This is a genomic window from Streptomyces sp. PSU-S4-23 (assembly GCF_055632315.1).
The window spans coordinates 5,423,867-5,440,523 of the sequence record NZ_JBVMUU010000002.1 but is presented as its reverse complement, the minus strand read 5'-3'; the positions used below and the strand labels follow the sequence as shown (position 1 = coordinate 5,440,523).

General features: G+C 72.1%; 16 protein-coding genes. 8 read left to right on the top strand and 8 right to left on the bottom strand.

The features are described from left to right. Positions 1-65: 65 nt before the first annotated feature. The 3 genes from ACZ79I_RS25005 to ACZ79I_RS24995 all read right to left on the bottom strand — a co-directional run bounded on the left by ACZ79I_RS25005 (position 66) and on the right by ACZ79I_RS24995 (position 3,069). Entirely contained in the window at positions 66-1,505 is a 1,440-nt protein-coding gene (locus ACZ79I_RS25005) for an ABC transporter permease (RefSeq protein WP_471499699.1), read from the bottom strand. A gap of 157 nt (positions 1,506-1,662) precedes the next feature. Next, positions 1,663-2,058 carry a MarR family winged helix-turn-helix transcriptional regulator gene (locus ACZ79I_RS25000; protein WP_471499698.1) on the bottom strand — a complete coding sequence of 132 codons (396 nt, stop codon included), beginning with the start codon at positions 2,056-2,058 and terminating at the stop codon, positions 1,663-1,665. Between the two features lie 150 nt (positions 2,059-2,208). After that, entirely contained in the window at positions 2,209-3,069 is an 861-nt protein-coding gene (locus tag ACZ79I_RS24995; RefSeq protein WP_471499697.1) for a PaaX family transcriptional regulator, read from the bottom strand. Between the two features lie 200 nt (positions 3,070-3,269). Here ACZ79I_RS24995 and ACZ79I_RS24990 point away from each other — a divergent pair, with 200 nt between their 5' ends. From ACZ79I_RS24990 to ACZ79I_RS24965, 6 genes are all read left to right on the top strand, one after another. Further along, positions 3,270-4,457: an ABC transporter substrate-binding protein gene (locus ACZ79I_RS24990; RefSeq protein WP_471499696.1), complete on the top strand. Its 1,188-nt coding sequence runs from the start codon at positions 3,270-3,272 to the stop codon at positions 4,455-4,457. Continuing rightward, a complete protein-coding gene (locus tag ACZ79I_RS24985) occupies positions 4,454-5,236 on the top strand; it encodes an ABC transporter ATP-binding protein (protein ID WP_471499695.1) in 783 nt (260 codons plus the stop codon). Before ACZ79I_RS24990 ends, ACZ79I_RS24985 begins: the two co-directional genes overlap by 4 nt. After that, complete coding sequence (locus ACZ79I_RS24980; RefSeq protein WP_471499694.1) at positions 5,233-6,006, top strand: ABC transporter ATP-binding protein; 774 nt, start codon at positions 5,233-5,235, stop codon at positions 6,004-6,006. The genes ACZ79I_RS24985 and ACZ79I_RS24980 overlap by 4 nt, the downstream gene beginning before the upstream one ends. Continuing rightward, positions 6,003-6,863, top strand: coding sequence for a branched-chain amino acid ABC transporter permease (locus ACZ79I_RS24975; protein WP_471499693.1), 861 nt, complete (start codon positions 6,003-6,005; stop codon positions 6,861-6,863). Before ACZ79I_RS24980 ends, ACZ79I_RS24975 begins: the two co-directional genes overlap by 4 nt. A 35-nt stretch (positions 6,864-6,898) precedes the next feature. Beyond that, positions 6,899-7,894 carry a branched-chain amino acid ABC transporter permease gene (locus ACZ79I_RS24970; protein ID WP_471499692.1) on the top strand — a complete coding sequence of 332 codons (996 nt, stop codon included), beginning with the start codon at positions 6,899-6,901 and terminating at the stop codon, positions 7,892-7,894. A gap of 180 nt (positions 7,895-8,074) precedes the next feature. After that, positions 8,075-8,911 carry a PaaX family transcriptional regulator gene (locus tag ACZ79I_RS24965; protein WP_471505204.1) on the top strand — a complete coding sequence of 279 codons (837 nt, stop codon included), beginning with the start codon at positions 8,075-8,077 and terminating at the stop codon, positions 8,909-8,911. 196 nt (positions 8,912-9,107) lie between these two features. On the opposite strand, the gene ACZ79I_RS24960 is transcribed toward ACZ79I_RS24965, so the two are convergent. After that, the gene (locus ACZ79I_RS24960) at positions 9,108-10,355 is read right to left on the bottom strand and encodes a L,D-transpeptidase (RefSeq protein ID WP_471499691.1); all 1,248 of its coding nucleotides are present in this window, start codon (positions 10,353-10,355) and stop codon (positions 9,108-9,110) included. 254 nt (positions 10,356-10,609) lie between these two features. Further along, positions 10,610-10,981 carry a hypothetical protein gene (locus tag ACZ79I_RS24955; RefSeq protein WP_471499690.1) on the bottom strand — a complete coding sequence of 124 codons (372 nt, stop codon included), beginning with the start codon at positions 10,979-10,981 and terminating at the stop codon, positions 10,610-10,612. Between the two features lie 110 nt (positions 10,982-11,091). Between ACZ79I_RS24955 and ACZ79I_RS24950 the strand changes: the two genes are divergently transcribed. Continuing rightward, positions 11,092-11,409 (top strand): hypothetical protein, encoded by a 318-nt coding sequence (locus tag ACZ79I_RS24950; protein ID WP_471499689.1) that lies wholly within the window; start codon positions 11,092-11,094, stop codon positions 11,407-11,409. Positions 11,410-11,465: 56 nt separating this feature from the next. On the opposite strand, the gene hutH is transcribed toward ACZ79I_RS24950, so the two are convergent. The 3 genes from hutH to ACZ79I_RS24935 form a co-directional block, all read right to left on the bottom strand. After that, a complete protein-coding gene (gene hutH / locus ACZ79I_RS24945; RefSeq protein ID WP_471505202.1) occupies positions 11,466-13,040 on the bottom strand; it encodes a histidine ammonia-lyase in 1,575 nt (524 codons plus the stop codon). Positions 13,041-13,478: 438 nt separating this feature from the next. Then, a complete protein-coding gene (locus tag ACZ79I_RS24940; protein ID WP_471499688.1) occupies positions 13,479-14,618 on the bottom strand; it encodes a GGDEF domain-containing protein in 1,140 nt (379 codons plus the stop codon). A 104-nt stretch (positions 14,619-14,722) separates the two neighbouring features. Continuing rightward, positions 14,723-15,529: an enoyl-CoA hydratase/isomerase family protein gene (locus ACZ79I_RS24935; RefSeq protein ID WP_471499687.1), complete on the bottom strand. Its 807-nt coding sequence runs from the start codon at positions 15,527-15,529 to the stop codon at positions 14,723-14,725. A gap of 226 nt (positions 15,530-15,755) precedes the next feature. Here ACZ79I_RS24935 and ACZ79I_RS24930 point away from each other — a divergent pair, with 226 nt between their 5' ends. Next, a complete protein-coding gene (locus tag ACZ79I_RS24930) occupies positions 15,756-16,358 on the top strand; it encodes a hypothetical protein (protein ID WP_471499686.1) in 603 nt (200 codons plus the stop codon). Positions 16,359-16,657: the final 299 nt, after the last annotated feature.

Sequence of the window (16,657 nt, the reverse complement as noted above, 5' to 3'; positions counted from 1 at the left end):
CCGCGGCGGCAGGCCCCGTGCCGCGCACGCGGACCGCGTAGGGCAAGAGGTGTGCGGGGCGGGTGCTACTCCACGCGGCGCAGGGCGTCCGCGGGACGCAGCCGTGAGGCGCGCCAGCCGCCGAAGGCGCCGGCGATCAGGCCGCCGGTGACGGCGAGGGCGACCGCGAGGCCGATGGTCGACGGGCTCACCGGCGCGGTGAGCGCCACTTCCAGGGTCTTGGCGGCCTGGCGGCCGGGGCCGCCGAAGCCGCCGCCCGGGCCGCCGCCGAAGCCGCCGCCGCTGCCGCCGCCCAGTTGTGCCTGGAGGGTGGGGCTGACCGCGGTGACGGCGTAGGCGCCCGCGAGGCCGAGCGCGATGCCGAGGACACCCCCGACCAGTCCGTTGACCACGGCCTCGCCGACGACCTGACGGGTGACGCGCCCGGACTTCCAGCCGAGGGCCTTGAGGGTGCCGAACTCGCGCACGCGCCGGGAGACGGCCGAGGAGGTGAGCAGCCCGGCGACCAGGAACGCGGCCACGAGCACGGTGATCGACAGCCACTTGCCGACGGAGGAGGCGAGGTCGGAGGCGGTGGACAGCGAACCGGAGACGGTGCTGGCGAGGTCGGCGGAGGTGGTGACCGTCGTCCCCGGGATGTTCTTCTGAATGGTCTTCTTGACGCTGTCGATCTGCTGCGAGTCGGCCGCCTTGACGTAGATCGTGGTGACCTTGCCCTTGGAGCCGCTGAGCGTCTGCGCCTGCTTCAGCGGGATGTAGAGATTGGCCGCCGCGTCCCCGCTGTCGGGGGTGGCGATGCCGATGACCTTGAACTTGACGCCCTTGATGGTCACCGTGTCACCGACGGACAGCTTCTTCTGCTTGGCGTACGACGCGTCGGCGACGACGACCTCGGCGTCGGTCTCCGAGGTCGTGAAGGTACGGCCGCTGGTGATCTTCGAGGAGGTCAGCGGGCCCAGGGCGGGCTTGGTGACGTCGGTGCCGTAGACGGAGTAGCTGTTCACGTCGAAGTCGGCGCCGCCGCCCTCGACGCGGCCCTGCGGCGCGCCGGTCGGGGCGCCCTGCCTGCCGCCGTTCTGGTCCTGCTTGAACTGGCCCTGCCTGAACTGGCCGCTGACCTTGACGACCTGCAGGCTTAGCCCGCCGACGGAGTCCGACACGCCCTTCTGCGAGCCGACCTTCGCGACCGTGCTGTCGGCCAGGGTCTGGAAGCCCTGGACCATCACGCGGTCGCTGCTCTGTGTCTCGTCGGAGTCGTTGCCGCGGGCGTCGAACTGGAAGCGCGGCCGCTGTGCGCTGCTCGTGGAGCTCGCCGCCTTGCTGACGGTCATGTCCGTGCCGAGTCCGTACAGCGACTGCAGAACCTTGTCCTGCGCCTTCCCCATGCCCGAGGACACGGAGTTGACCACGATGACCAGAGCGATGCCCAGCGCGAGCCCGGAGGCGACGACGAGGGCCGCCCTTCTCCGGCGGCGCAGTTCGCGCCTCAGGTAGGTGAAGAACATGGCCGCAAGCTAGGGAGGCACCCTGATGAACCCGTAAGCCCGACATAAGAGAACAATGAGAAGGCCGCGCCGGGGCGGACGGTTGACACCACCACATCGGACGATCCGGTCCCGTCCGGGAGCGTTCGGGGCGTCACCCGGAGGCCGCGCAGCGGGCTTACGGGCTCAGGTCGTCCTCGGCGACCTGCGGGAGCAGGGTGTGCAGGGCTTCGCGCTCTTCGGGCTTCAGTTGGCCGAGCAGGTCGTCGGTGACGCGGCGGCTGGCCCTGCCGGTGTCGTGCAGGGCGGCCCGGCCGCTCTCCGTCAGGACGATGATGCGCCTGCGACGATCACCAGGGGCCGGTCGGCGCTCGGCGAGGTCGGCGCTCGGCGAGGTCGGCGCTCGGCGAGGTCGCCGCCGCCATGCGTGACGCGCTTCTACGCCTGGGGCGACCGTGCCACCGGCCGGGGCCGGGCCGTCGTCCGCGTGGAGCGGTGACGGCCCGGCCGTTCGGCTGCCGGCCCGGCGCCAGCCCTGCCTCCTGTGCCGCCGCACCGGGAGTCCGTGCCGCACGGAGGGCGTGTCCTGGGCGAGGACCGGCCGAGAGGCCCTCCGCCTCTCTCACGGCGGTGTCCGGGACCAGCGCCGGCTGCGGCTCGCGGCGCTGTGACGACGGCGGTCAGGGGCGAAGGCGGTCAGGGGCGAAGGCGGGTCCGCCGTCCGTCAGCCCGCCGTCTCGTCGGGCACGGTGTCCAGCATGCGGTCCGCCATCTCCCGGGCCGGCCCCGAGACCCTGTCGTGCACTTGCTGGAACACCTGCTGCGCGGGGCCGGCGGGCCAGTCGTCGGGCAGGTGCTGCACGGGGAGCCGCGGATCGGTCCTGGTGATTCCGAGCCACTGGGTCTCGAGCCGGAGCTGGAGTACGAGCGGATCTTCGGGCTCTCCCGAAGGGGGCGGGGTCGCCAGACATGCCCATTCATCCAGGAATGCCCGGTAACGGGAGGCCAGATCGCCCAGGTTGTAGGCGTCCTTGATCATTTCTTCGATGTTCATGCCGGGATCGGCCTGTGCGCGGAAGACCTTGATGTGCGCTTCCAGGCCCAGCCCGGTGACGATCTCGTGGACGTCCACCTCACCGGGGGCGATCCACAGCCCGCCGAGCACCGGCCCGAAGCCCGCCCACGCCAGCCTTGACCGCAGGTCGTGGCGCTGGCGCTGCCAGGACTCGGGGAGTGAGAAGCCGAGGATCGTCCAGGTGCCGTCCCAGCTCGTGTTGACCGCTCCCGTCTTCCAGATGCGCTCCTTCCCGTTCTCGAGGATCTCCCGGGAGCGGGGCGTGAGGCCGAAGTACATCCGGCGACCCCTCCTCTGACGTCGGAGGAGCCGGCGGTTGACCATGCGTGTGAGGGTCGAGCGGGTTGCCTGTTCGGACACGCCCTGGCGAGCGAAGACGTCGATGATGCTGCCCGAGAAGACGCAGATGTCCCGCCCGAGGACGCTGCTCCCGAGGAAGCCGAACATCAACGACTGCGGGCGAAGGGGCGGGCCGTACCCGGTGCCGGGCGACTGCGGCCGGTCGTTCAAGGTGATGCCTCCGATTGGTTCCCGAGCCGGGGCGGGTTCGGTCGAGCATGTCCGGCGAGAAGCAATGTTGCGCACATAGTTGACGGCCGTCAAACCTACGCCTAAGTTCGCCTCCACGACGCTGGGAGCGTGCGCAGAAAGCGCCCCAGATGCGCATCAAACGCCTCGCGATCACTCCAGGAGATACCGTGCGTCCCCTCGTGCCCATTGCCACATTCGTCCTGTCTGCGAGCCTGACGGTCACGGCTTGTGGATCCCAGTCCGGCTCCTCCGCCTCCGCCTCCGACAACGGCCCGATCAAGCTCGGCCTGATCGCCTCCCTCACCGGCAACTACCAGCCGCTCGGCACCGACAACAAGAAGTCGGTCGAGCTGGCGGTCGAGCAGATCAACGCCCAGGGCGGGGTCCTCGGCCGCAAGATCGAACTCCAGGTCAAGGACGACAAGAGCCAGCCCGACCAGTCGGTGCTCGCCTTCAACGACATGAAGGACGACGTGACCGCCGTCATCGGCTCGCCGTTCTCCAACTCCGCGCTCGCCACCATCCCGATCGTGGACCGGGCGAGGATCCCCTACCTGTCCCTGACGCCCGCGGACGAGCAGGTGGACCCGATCCATCCGTACGTCTTCCTCGCCCCGGCCACCTCCCGCACCTACGCCGAGCGGCTGCTGCAGTACTACGAGGCCAAGGGCGTCAAGAAGATCGCGGTCGCCTACGACACCAAGAGCTCCTACGCGGTCGCCGGCTACAACGGGACGAAGGAACTCGCCGCCACATACGGCATCACAGTGGTGGCCACGGAGACGTTCCAGACCACCGCCACGGACTTCAACCCCATGTTCACCCACGTCAAGGGCACCGACGCCCAAGCCCTGCTCGTCTGGGCCACCGGCGCCCCCGGCGTCATCATCACCAAGCAGTACGCGGCCTCCGGCCTCGGCGTCCCGCTCGCCCTCACCGGCGCCCAGGCCAGCAAGTTGTGGGCTGCCCCCGCCGGCAAGGCAGCCGAGGGCGTCACCCTCGCCAGCTCGGTCGGCGTCGTCGCCGACAAGCTCCCCAAGAGCGCGCTGACCAAGACCGCCGTCGACTTCGCCCAGGCGTTCCACCAGAAGTACGGGCAGAACCCGCCGCAGTTCGCCCAGGACGGATACAGCGCGGTGCAGTTGCTGGTCGCCGCCATCAAGAAGGCGGACGGCACCGACCACAAGAAGATCCGCGACGCACTCGAGGGCCTGACCCTCACGACCCCGAACGGCACCTACCGCTACAGCGGGCAGAACCACGCCGGCCTCACCGCCGACTTCATCTCTGTCAACACCGTCAAGGACGGGGCTTTCGTACCGACCGAGTGGGCCAGGGGCGAATTCGCGAAGGGCGCCGCGCAGTGACCGAGTCCGGTCCCGCGCCCCTCCTCGACGCCACCGGACTCGCGCGTTCCTTCGGGGGGGTGTACGCCGTGCGCGATGTCGATCTCCGGGTCGCGCACGGCGAGGTCCGCGCGGTGATAGGCCCCAACGGCGCGGGTAAGTCGACCCTGTTCAACCTGGTCAGCGGGCAACTTCCCGTTCAGCGCGGACGAATCGTGCTGGGCGGGCGGCGCATCGACCAGCTCTCCCCGCACCGCCGTGCGCACCTCGGGGTCGCCATCGTCTTCCAGGGCGCCAGGGTGTTCCACGGAATGTCCGTCCTGGAGAACGTGATGGTGGGCGCCCACTCCACCAGCCGTGCCGGTTTCCTCGCGGGATCGCTCCGGCTGCCCCGCCACCGTGCCGAGGAGCGCGCCATCCGGGCACGTGCCGAGGAGGCGATCGAACGGGTCGGGCTCACGGCGTGGGCCCACCGCCCGGCGCAGACGCTCCCCCTGGGACAGCAGCGCGTCCTGCAGGTCGCCCGCGCCCTGTGCGGCGAGCCACGGCTGCTGCTCCTGGACGAACCGGCTTCGGGGCTGCGCGCGGCGGAACGCGAGCGTCTCGCCGCGCTGATCGAGCAACTGCGTGCCGAAGGGCTGACGATGATTCTCGTCGAGCACGACGTCGCCTTCGTCACCCGCCTCGCCGACCGGGTCACCGTCCTCGACCTGGGCGAGGTGATCGCTGAAGGGACCACCGGCGAGATACGCACCGACCCGCGGGTGGTCGCCGCCTACCTCGGGAAGGAGGCTTCATGACCGAGCACAGCGGGTCCGGCGCGGCCACTCGATCCGCACCGGCCGGAGACCGGCGGGACGACCACGACGTCATCGAGGTCAGTGACCTGGTCGTCCGGTACGGGGCCGCGACGGCGCTGGACGGGGTCAGCCTTCGGGTGGCGCCGGGCGAGGCCGTCGCCCTGGTGGGGCCCAACGGCGCGGGAAAGTCGACCCTGGTCAACACCCTCACCGGCCTGCTGGACCCGGCAGCGGGAAGCGTCACGGTACGCGCCCCGATCGCTCAGGTGCCCGAGGGCCGGCAGATGTTCGCCGACCTCAGTGTCGACGACAACCTCCGGCTCGGCGCGTGGCGGCTGCGCGACCGCCGCAGTCGGGACACCTCCTGGGTGTACGAACTGCTGCCCGAACTGGTCCGGGTGCGCCGCCAGCGCGCCGGCAGCCTGTCCGGCGGTCAGCAGCAGATGGTCGCGGTCGGGCGGGCCCTCATGAGCCGTCCGCAGGTGCTCGTGGTCGACGAGCTGTCGCTCGGCCTCGCCCCGCTGGTCGTCGCCGACCTCGCCGGCCATCTGACGAAGCTCAACCGGGAGCAGGGACTCGCCGTGCTGCTCATCGAGCAGAACGCCCGGCTCGCCCTCGACCTGTGCACACGCGGCTACGTGATGGAGGCAGGACGCATCGCGCTGGAAGGGACCAGCGCCGAATTGGCGGCGAACACCGCCGTCGCCCAGGCATACCTGGGCGGCCACGCCGACATCCCCGACGCCACCGACCCCGGAGGCACGCCATGAACGACTTCCTCGTCTACCTCGTCACCGGCCTCGGTGCCGGATGCGGATTCGCGCTGGTCGGCAGCGGGATCGTCGTCATCCACCGGGTGACCCGGGTGGTGAACTTCGCGCAGGGCGCCTTCGCCGTCATCGCGGGACTCACCGTCTCCTCCCTGCTCGGCGCCGGACTGCCGCACATCGCGAGCGAGGCACTGGCCGTCGTCGCCGCCGCGGTCGCGGGCCTGATGGTCGGGCTCCTCGCCACCGGCCGCCGGGACACGAGCCCGCAGTCCGCGCTGATCGTCACGCTCGGCGCCGGCATCCTCATGTACGCCGTGGAAATCATGATCTGGGGCGACCAGACCAGGTCCTCCGAGGGAGTGCCCGGTGCCGTGCACCTCTTCGGCGCCCGGATACAGAGCCACTACCTGCTGATCATCGGGGTCACCGCGGTCGTGTTCGCCGCGGTCGCCCTCTTCTTCAGCCGTACGGATCTGGGCAAGGCGCTGACCGCCTGCTCCGCCAACCCGTACGCGGCGCGCGTGGTCGGCATCAACACCAGGCGTATGGGGCTTGTGGCCTTCACGTGCGGAGGCGCGCTCGGTGGTCTGGCCGGGGTGCTCATCACCCCGATGCAGTCGATCAGCTTCGACTCCGATGTCGTGCTCATAGTCAACGGGTTCGCGGCAGCCGTTCTCGGCGGCCTCGCCCGGATCGGACTCAGCCTCGCCGGCGGCCTGCTCCTCGGCGTCGCCCAGGCCCTGGTGGCCGGCTACGGCGATGCCGCGTACCAGCTGGAAGTCGCCCTCGTCCTGATGCTGGCGCTGATGATCGCGCAGGGCGCCCGTACCCGAAGCGTCGTACAGGAGACAGCGTGACAGCGTATCGAGTCCGAACCCGGACCGAGGAGTCCGTGAACCCCCGGGCAGCCGTGCGGAAGCCCACACCCTCGCTCGCGCACATCGCAACGGCGCTGCTGGCCGTGGCCTCCCTGGTGCTTCCGACCGTGCTCAGCGACAGCCAGCTGTCGGTGTACGTGCTGCTCGGCCTCGCCGGCACGGTGGCTGTCGGGCTGTCCCTTCTCATGGGGTACGCCGGGCAGGTCTCCCTCGGCCAGGCATCCTTCTACGCCGTGGGTGCCTACACCGCGGGCCTGCTGTCCGTCCACGGCGTGCCGCCGCTGCTCGCACTGGCTGCGGCTCCGTGCGCGGCCGGCCTGTTCGCCGTGATCGTCGGTGTGCCCCTGCTCCGCCTGCGCGGCCACCATCTGGCGTTCGCCACGCTCGCCCTCCAGCTGATCATGGTGTCCCTGGTCGGCGAGGCGGAGTGGGCCGGCGGAGCCATCGGCCTGCAGGGCATCCCCGCCATGTCGCTGTTCGGATTCACGCTGACCGAGGACATCCACTACGCCTACTTGGCATGGGCGGCGCTCGCCGTGACCGTGGTGCTGGCCCGGAACATCGTCAACTCCCGCAGCGGGCGCGGCCTGCGCGCGCTGGCCACCAGCGAGACCGCGGCGAGCGCGAGCGGTGTCCCCGTCGGCCGGTACAAACTGACCGTCTTCACCCAGGCCGCCGCCTTCGCCGGCCTGGCCGGAGGCATCTACGCCTTCTACCTCGGCTATGTCGCCCCGGGATCCTTCCCGGTGCTGCTCTCCATCACGTACGTGGTCATGGTGGTCGTCGGTGGGCTGGGCACCGTGTGGGGCGCCGTTGTCGGAGCCATCGCGATCACCCTCCTCGTCCAGTTTCTCAACGATCTGGGCACCTGGCCGGGCATGCCCGATTCCGCACCCACGGTGCTGTCCTACGCCGTCTACGCGATCCTGCTGATCGTCGCCGTGCTGTTCGCACCCCGCGGGCTCGTGCCCACGCTCCAGGATGCGTGGCGGCGCAGGCGGCAGCCCTGATCCGGAAGGTCTCGTTCGGATCAGAGCGGGCTGCGTCGGCCGCTGCCCGTGGAGTCCGGGCCCGCTCGACCGCGGACGACCCATCCCACGCCGTGCGCCTCCGCCCCATGGCGGTGTTCGGGCGGGAGCCGTGGTGATGTCTGCGGGCCGGACCGTAGGCTGACCCTCGTGGAGGAACGTATGGAGACGGCGAACGGCCCATCCGCCCCGGTGCTGCGTCCTCAGTCGCTCATGCTCGCCTTCTTCGGCAACCACTTCCTCGGGCGGCAGGAGCGCTGTGTGTACTCGGGGAGCATCATCGACGTCCTCTCCCGTGTCGGAGTCGGTGAGCCGGCCGTACGTTCCACGCTGACCCGCATGGTCAACCGGGGACTGCTGTGGCGCCAGCGACAGGGCAGGAAGATGTACTTCGGCCTGACACCGCACGCGATCCGTATCCTCCAGGAAGGGGACCGGCGCATCTGGAAAGAGGGCGCGGTCAACGAGGACTGGGACGGCACCTGGACCCTGCTGGGCTTCTCCCTGCCCGACTCCTGGCAGCGCCAGCGGCACGAACTGCGCTCCAAGTTGGTCTGGTTCGGCTTCGGAACCCTGTACAGCGGACTGTGGATCGCCCCCGGAAGGACCGATGTCTCCACCACTGTGGCGGAACTCGGGCTCACCGACCATGTGAAGATCTTCCATGGGCAGGCGGACACCGGGACCGACATCGATCAGATGATCAAGGAGAGCTGGGACCTGGACGGCATCGCCGTTCGCTACACCTCCTTCCACGAGCGGTGGACAGCGCAGACGGACATCGCTGCGGACTCCCTCGGCACCAGGCTGCGTCTCGTCACCGAGTGGCTTCAGGTGATCCGCAGCGACCCGCGGCTGCCCGCCCAGCATCTGCCGACATCCTGGCCCGCGCAGCAGGCGCAGGAAACCTTCCGCCGGGTAGCGGCACAGACGAACGCGTCCGCCACCCACATGGCGGACACGATCCTGGACACGATGCCGGCACGGCCCGACGCCTAGCCGAGTGCCGTCCAGGTCGCCCGTCACGCCGACGATGCCGGCGAGCTCCACGGCCTCGTCCCCGTCGCGCAGACAATCCGCCTCGCGCCTCCGGCGCCGTCGCTGCGGATGAGGACGTCGGATGGAACGCCGATGCCGCCGGCTGCCCGCGGGGGCGGTCGGCGGCATCGGGTACGACGCGGTCGGCGTCCGGCGGTCAGATCGCCGAGCCCGCCTTCCACTGGGCCCAGTCCATGTTCCAGCCGTTGAGGCCGTTGTCCGGGGAGACCGTCCTGTCGCCCGTGTTCCGGACGACCACCACGTCGCCGACCATCGAGTGGGTGAAGAACCACGCGCCCGCCGTGTTCGGGTCGCCCGCGCCCTTCGTGTCCGACAGGCCCACGCAGCCGTGGCTGGTGTTCACGCTGCCGAAGACGGACTTGGCGCCCCAGTAGTTGCCGTGCACGAACGTGCCGGAGCCGGTCAGGCGCATCGCGTGGGGCACGTCCTTGATGTCGTACTCGCCCTTGCCGTCGTCGTCGGTGAAGCCGACCGTCGCGCCGTTCATCCGGGTCTCCTTGAACTTCTCGGAGATCACCATCTGGCCTTCGTACGTCTTGTTCTGCGGCGAACCCGCGGAGATCGGGATGGTCTTGATGACCTTGCCGTCCTGCGTCACCTTCATCTGCTTGGTCTTCGCGTCGACGTAGGAGACCTGGTTGCGGCCGATCGTGAAGGTGACCGTCTTCTGCTGGACGCCGTACACGCCGCTCGCGCCCTCGACGCCGTCGAGGTTCAGCTTCAGGGTGACGGTGGAGCCCTCCGTCCAGTACTGCTCGGGCCGGAAGTCGAGCCGGTTGGCGCCGAACCAGTGCCCGACGACCTCCTGCCCGCTGCTGGAGGTGACCGTGATCCCCTTCTGCACGGCGGCCTTGTCGGTGATCGCCTTGTCGAAGTTGATCGAGACCGGCATGCCGACACCGACGGTCGAGCCGTTGTCGGGCGTGAAGTTGCCTATGAAGGAGTGGGCGGGGGCGACGGTCGTGAACGAGGCGTTCTCGTGGGCGGCGCGGCCCGCGGAGTCCTCGGCCGTCACGGCGACCTTGTAGGTCGTGGCCCGCTCCAGCTGGCCGGTGGGTGCCCAGCTCTTCTTGTCCGCGGATATCTGCCCGTCCACGCGGGTGCCGGACTGCGTGGTCATGGTGACGTCGGTGAGCGTGCCCTTGGCGACCGTGACCTTGGCGGCGTTGTTGATGGAGGCGTTGTCGGAACCGTCCGCCGGCGTGATCTTGATCTGTGCCTCGGAGGTCTTCTGGGCGGCGGCCTCGTCGACCTTGGCCTGCGAGTCCCCGCCGCCGCTGCCCCCGGCAGCCGCGCTCCCTCCGCTGCACGCCGAGAGCACCAGCACCCCGCCGAGCAGTGCGGACGCGGCTATCAGGCCCTGGCGCCGCTTACTGGTCGTCATCACACGCTTCTCCATCGTCGCGATATCCCCAAACCCCGTGAGCCCCCGTAAGAACCACCAACGCTACGACCGGTACGACCGGTTCCATATCCCGTGGACGTGTGGGGCACACCACGTCCCGCGCCGGGGCACGGCAGTCCCGGCGGGTGCCCCGGTGCCCCCGCGTCACACGGGACCCGGGAACGCTCCCTGAGACGACGGGACCCCGGGCGCCGGTTGCCGCCCGGGGTCGCGGATCTTTCCCCCCGGACGCGTCAGCGGAGTCCGACCCCTTCCCCGGCCTCCTCCTCGTCCTCCTCATCGGCCTCGTCGGCCTCATCATCCTCGCCGAGGGCCCAGTCCGGCGAATCCGGGTCGTAGTCGGCCTGCTCACTGCTCCAGGAGGCGTGGGCGAGTTCGACCCCCGGCACCTCGCGGACCAGATCCGACGGGTCGACGAGATACGCGAGGGCCTCGGCTGTGTCGTCCGTCACCGCGCTCTCCGTGTACGCGCGCTCGCCCTCGGGCATGTCCGGGTCGTCCGCGACACGGCGCAGGGCGGCCTTGGTGACGGCATCGGGGTCGCCGACCTCGACGACCAGTTCGACACGAAGACGGACAAACCGTGATGTCTCAGGAATACTCATGCCGGGCAGCGTACGGCCCGGAGGGGGTGCGGCTTTCCCGCGACCCGCGCCTTTCACTAGCATCGATCCACCCGGCCAATTCGCAAGCGTCACAAGAGGATCGGTATTTCGTGTCCGCCGCACGTCGATCGTCGTCCAGCGCCCGCAGGACGCTGCTGACCGCCACCGCCGCAGGGACCCTGCTCGGGGCCCTGTGGTTCGTACCGTCCGCGAACGCGACCCCGGACACGTCCGGGCCGCAGTCGTCGGTCTCCCTGCGGACGTCCGAGGAGGCCGGCGCGGCGACGGCCTCGACGGCGGCGGACACGCAACTCGCCGACACCGGAAGCGTGGACACGACGCCGTACGTGGTCGGCGGGACCCTCTTCCTGTGCCTGGGCGCGGGATTCGTGACCTACTCGGTGCGCAGGGAGCGCATGGACTCCTGAAGCCGGGCGCCCGGCGGGGCCCGGCCGGCGACAGGGCCCCGGCGATCCCGGCCGCGCTACCTGAGCATCCCGGTGACCGTCTCCACCGCGGCGATCAGACCACCGTCCCGTACGCACGCCTCGGCCGCCGCAAGATCGGGCGCGAGGAAGCGGTCGGGGCCCGGGCCCTGGGCGCCGGCCTCACGCAGGGCCGTGATCGCCGCCCGGGTGGCGGGCGCGGGGGTCAGGCCCTCGCGGAGTTCGACCGCCCTCGCCGCCGCGTACAGCTCGACCGCGAGCACCCGGGTGAGGTTGTCCGTCGCCGCGCGCAGCTTGCGCGCCGCCGACCAGCCCATCGAGACATGGTCCTCCTGCATCGCCGAGGACGGGATCGAGTCGGCGGAGGCCGGTACGGCCAGCCGCTTCATCTCGCTCACCAGCGCCGCCTGGGTGTACTGGGCGATCATCAGGCCCGAGTCGACGCCCGGGTCGTCCGCCAGGAACGGCGGCAGGCCGTGCGAGCGGTTCTTGTCGAGCAGCCGGTCCGTGCGGCGCTCCGCGATCGACGCCAGGTCCGCCGCCGCGATCGCCAGGAAGTCCAGGACGTACGCCACCGGCGCACCGTGGAAGTTGCCGTTCGACTCCACGCGGCCTCCCCCGCTCTCGGCTTCGCTCGAGCGGGAGGCGCCCCCAGGCAGCACCACCGGGTTGTCGATCGCGGAGGCCAGTTCGCGCTCGGCGACCAGGCGGGCGTGCGCCAGCGTGTCCCGGCCGGCACCCGCGACCTGGGGGGCGCACCGCACCGAGTAGGCGTCCTGGACGCGGGGCGCGTCGTCCTGGTGATGGCCCGTCAGGCCCGATCCCCTCAGCACGGCCAGCATGTTCGCGGCCGACGCCGCCTGCCCGGGGTGCGGGCGGATGGCGTGCAGCTCCGGCGCCAGCACCTTGTCCGTGCCGAGCAGCGCCTCCAGCGAGAGGGCGGCCGTGATGTCGGCCGCCTTGTACAGCGACTCCAGGTCCGCCAGCGCCATGATCAGCATGCCGAGCATGCCGTCGGTGCCGTTGAGAAGGGCGAGGCCCTCCTTCTCGCGCAGCTCGACCGGGGCGATGCCGTGCTCGGCGAGGAGTTCGGCGGCGGGACGCACGACGCCGTCCGGACCCTCGGCCTCACCCTCGCCCATGAGCGTCAGCGCACAGTGGGACAGCGGCGCCAGATCGCCGGAGCAGCCCAGCGAGCCGTACTCGTGCACGACGGGGGTGATGCCCGCGTTCAGGACGTCGGCCATGGTCCGCGCGACCTCGGGCCGTACGCCGGTGTGCCCGGAGCAGACGGTCTTCAGCCGCAGGAACATCAGGGCGCGTACGACCTCACGCTCCACCCGGGCGCCCATTCCGGCCGCGTGCGAGCGGACGATGTTGCGCTGCAGCCGGGTGCGCAGCTCCTGGCCGATGTGCCGGGTCGCCAGCGCGCCGAATCCGGTGCTCACCCCGTAGACGGGATCCGGCTTCGCCGCCAGCGCGTCCACGATCTCGCGGGCCGCCGCGAGGGCCGCCAGGGCCTCGTCGGAGAGCTCGATCCGGGCGCCGTCGCGCGCCACGGCGAGAACGTCGGACGCGGTCAGCCCGGACGTCCCCACCACCACAGTGTGCATATCCATATTCAGGAGCGTACGCAGTGAATTCGACGATGTCACCAGGGGGCGGCGGATTGCCCCGGGCCCGCGCCCGAACCGCTGTGCCCGCGCCTCCGCCCCGGCGGCACCAACGCCACCCGGACCTCTGCGGTCCGACCTCCGCGGTCCGACCTCCGCCGCCCAAACCCCCGGGGCCCTACCCCCACGGCCCGCACCCGGCGGCTCCGGCACAACCCCTACAGGCCCGACCCCCAACGGCCCGCACCCGGCGGCTCCGACACCCCCACGCTCCCCCGCGGGCCCGCACCCGGCGCCTCCGGCACCCCCATGACCCCGACCCCTGCGGGACCCGCACCCGGCGCCTCCGGCACACGGCCCACGGCCCGCACCCCCCCACGGGCCGCACCCGGCGCCTCCGGCACCCCCACGGCGCCGACCCTCGCGGCCCCAGGGCTCTCAGCTGCGGCCCCGGAAGCGGCGACGCTCCACGGCGGCCGGAGGCGGCGCGTCGGCCAGCCGCACCACCGGATCGTCGGGCCCCTCACGGCCCGCCACCACGGGCTTCGCGGCGCGCAGCGCCTTGGCGCGGTACTGGGCCGCGTCCGCGAGCCGGAACAGCCGGCGGGCCGAGCGGACCGGACCGATCGGGTCCTCGGTGGAGGCGACCCCGCAGGCGACCCCGTCGCCCAGCTCCAGCTCGGCGGCGCGCCGGCAGATCTCGTCGGCGACCCGGACGACCTCGTCGGCCGGCGGGCCGACCGCGAGGAGGCAGAACTCGTCGCCGCCGAGCCGCGCGACAAGAGCGCCCGGCAGCATGGCGCCGCACAGGGACAGGACCGACCCGAAGCGCTCCAGCAGCCGGTCGCCCACCGCGTGCCCCTGCGTGTCGTTGACCCGCTTGAGCCCGTTCACGTCACAGACGACGAGCGAGACCACCGCCCCCTCGCCCCGGTGCCGTTCGACCGCCTCTTCGAGGCGCACATCGACGGCACGGCGGTTGGCGAGGCCCGTCAGCGCGTCGGTGAAGGCGAGCCGGCGGGCCTCCTCCAGACGTTCGCTCTGGGCGATTCCCGCGGCGACGACGGAGGCGAGGACGGTGGCGAAGTCGGCGTCGGCACCGCCGTAGACGGGGGCGCCGACGGGGCGCGCGACGTACAGCTCGCCCCAGGCGCGGCCGTGCAGCACGACCGGCGCGACGACACAGCAGCCGCGGCCGCGCCGGCGCAGGGCGGCGACACGCTGGTGGCAGTACCCGGCGTGCCCCGCCGCCGGCCCTTCCGCCGTCTCCACCCAGGCGCTCGGCCCGCCGCCGCCCGCCCAGCGCTCGTGCAGGAACTCGGTGATCTCCGGGAACTGGTGCACCGGGTACGCCTCGTGCTCCGGGAACTCCTCCTCGCCGGGTGCCCGCTCCCCCACGTTGACGAGGACCCTCAGCCGTCCGCGCTCACGCTCCCACACGGACAGCGCGGCGAAGCTGCCGGCGAGGGCCCGGCACGCGCCGAGCGCGGCCGCCCGCCACGCCTCCCGCGGGGTGTGCGCCGCCGCCATGCCCTGCGCCAGCGCCACCACGGCCCTCAGCCGACTGTCCTCACCCATCACTCCAGGCTAGGGACGATCGGCACCATATGAGACATCGGTGCGGCGATCAGGGGTGCGAGCCGGCGGGCCCCGGGGCCGTCAGGGGCGGGGGCGTCTCCCGGCTACTCGCCCGGCCACCGGGGGCTCCGCTTCTCGTTGAAGGCGGCCACCCCCTCCGCGCGGTCCCCGGAGAACGCCACCGACCGCCACGCCGCGTCCTCGACCTCCAGACCGGCCCGCAGATCGAGGCCGTGCCCCAGCCGCAGGGCACGCTTCGCGGCGCGCAGGCCCACCGGGGAGTTCGCGGCGATCCGGGCCGCGAGGGCGAGCGCCTCCGCCCGGTCCCGGCCCTCCGGCACGAGGTCGTCGACCAGGCCCAGCTCCCGCGCCTCGGCCGCCTCCAGGCGGCGCGCCGTGAAGATCAGTTCCGCCGCGCGCGCCGCGCCCACCCGGCGGGGCAGCAGCTGCGTACCGCCGCCTCCGGGGATCACCCCGACCGACACCTCGGGCAGCCCGACCACCGCCGTGCGGTCGGCCACGATCAGATCGCAGGACAGTGCCAGCTCGAAGCCGCCGCCCAGCGCGAACCCGTGCACGGCGGCGATCGTCGGCATCGGCAGTTCCAGGACCCCGGTGTAGGCGGCCCGCGCGACCGGCCGCTGGCGCACCAGATCGGCGTCCGTGAAGGAGTTGCGCTCCTTCAGGTCCGCGCCCACGCAGAACGCCCGCTCGTGCGTCGACGTCAGCACCGTCACCCGGGCGTCCCGGTCGGCGGCGAGGTGCTCGCACGCCGCGGCGATCGAACGCGCCATCTCCGTGGACACCGCGTTCATCGCCTTGGGCCGGTCGAGCGCCAGCTCCGCCACATACGCGTGCCGCCGTACGACCACGTGGTCGCCGAACCGGCGCTCGTCCTCCTGCTCCGCCATGACACCCTCCCGGTTAACGCGGGTTAACTACGATCCCACGATCATCGCAGCCGAAGCGGCCCGGCGAAAGCCGCCGCGAGCCCCGGACGGCCGGGGGCCACTTCCGGGCTACGCACCCCCGTTCGGGTGACATTCGACCCGTCTCCGCACCCCCCACCCCCAATCTGCACATAACCTGCGCACCGCCACGGCGTATCGGGGAGTCGCCGGCGCGGGAGGGATGACCATGACCATGACCACGGACACGGCCACCGCCGGGACCACGACGACGCCGCACGGCGCCCGGGGCCCCCTCCGCCTCCGCCCGGCGGGCCGGCACCGCAAGCCCCGCCCCCGGCGGCTGGTCCTCGCCGTCGGCGGGTTCGCGCTGGCCTCCGGGGCACTCGGCCTCGTCCACCTCGCGTCCCCTCCGGTGACGGGCGGGAGCGGAACCGCGCAGGCCGAACCCCGGATCGGCGCCACCACCGGGTCCACGGCGCCGGCCTCGGGCCCGGCGGTTCCGTCCGCGGGCGGCCGGGGCCACTCCGCCGTCCCCGGCACAGCGGCAGGGGGCGGGGCCCGGGCCGCGACGGCCACCGTGCGCCCCCTCGCGCAGCCGTCCTCGGCGGCCCCGCGCACGGCCGACGCGGCGACGGGCATTCCCGACGCCCCGTCGGACCCCACCGCATCGCGCATACCGCGCTCCCCCACGGCCACGGCACCGCCCGCGGGATCGCCCGCCCCGTCCCCCAGCACGACCGCGGTGCCCGCCCCGGACCAGGACCCTCCGGGCCTGTGCGTCCCTATCATCGGACTGTGCGTCAACGGCCTGATGGCAACGGAGGGTTGAGCCGGGCCGCGCGCACGGCCGCCCGCCGCGGCGGGGTCCCGCGGCTCCTCAGCTGCACGACACCTGCGCGACACCTGCACCGACCCGTCCACGCGACAGCGTCCCGCAGCGCCTGACACGCCCGCCCGTACCGCGGGCGGCGAGGCACCCCGTATCCCCAGCCACCGGGGCGCGCCCCGCACCCACGACCTCCCGGCGGCCGGCCCCCGCACCCCACGCGGACGCCGCGCGGAACCCCGTACACAGGGCTCGCGCACATACGCGACGACGGGCCGCCCCGACGACGGGCCGCCCCGACG

Bases quoted from the DNA above. Each gene is read 5' to 3' on its own strand.
- ACZ79I_RS24980 (WP_471499694.1), top strand. From the start codon at position 5,233: ATGACCGAGCACAGCGGGTCCGGCGCGGCCACTCGATCCGCACCGGCC.
- ACZ79I_RS24930 (WP_471499686.1), top strand. From the start codon at position 15,756: ATGACCATGACCACGGACACGGCCACCGCCGGGACCACGACGACGCCG.
- ACZ79I_RS24955 (WP_471499690.1), bottom strand. From the start codon at position 10,981: ATGAGTATTCCTGAGACATCACGGTTTGTCCGTCTTCGTGTCGAACTG.
- ACZ79I_RS24935 (WP_471499687.1), bottom strand. From the start codon at position 15,529: ATGGCGGAGCAGGAGGACGAGCGCCGGTTCGGCGACCACGTGGTCGTA.
- ACZ79I_RS24975 (WP_471499693.1), top strand. From the start codon at position 6,003: ATGAACGACTTCCTCGTCTACCTCGTCACCGGCCTCGGTGCCGGATGC.
- ACZ79I_RS24960 (WP_471499691.1), bottom strand. From the start codon at position 10,355: ATGACGACCAGTAAGCGGCGCCAGGGCCTGATAGCCGCGTCCGCACTG.
- ACZ79I_RS24940 (WP_471499688.1), bottom strand. From the start codon at position 14,618: ATGGGTGAGGACAGTCGGCTGAGGGCCGTGGTGGCGCTGGCGCAGGGC.
- hutH (WP_471505202.1), bottom strand. From the start codon at position 13,040: ATGCACACTGTGGTGGTGGGGACGTCCGGGCTGACCGCGTCCGACGTT.
- ACZ79I_RS25005 (WP_471499699.1), bottom strand. From the start codon at position 1,505: ATGTTCTTCACCTACCTGAGGCGCGAACTGCGCCGCCGGAGAAGGGCG.
- ACZ79I_RS24965 (WP_471505204.1), top strand. From the start codon at position 8,075: ATGGAGACGGCGAACGGCCCATCCGCCCCGGTGCTGCGTCCTCAGTCG.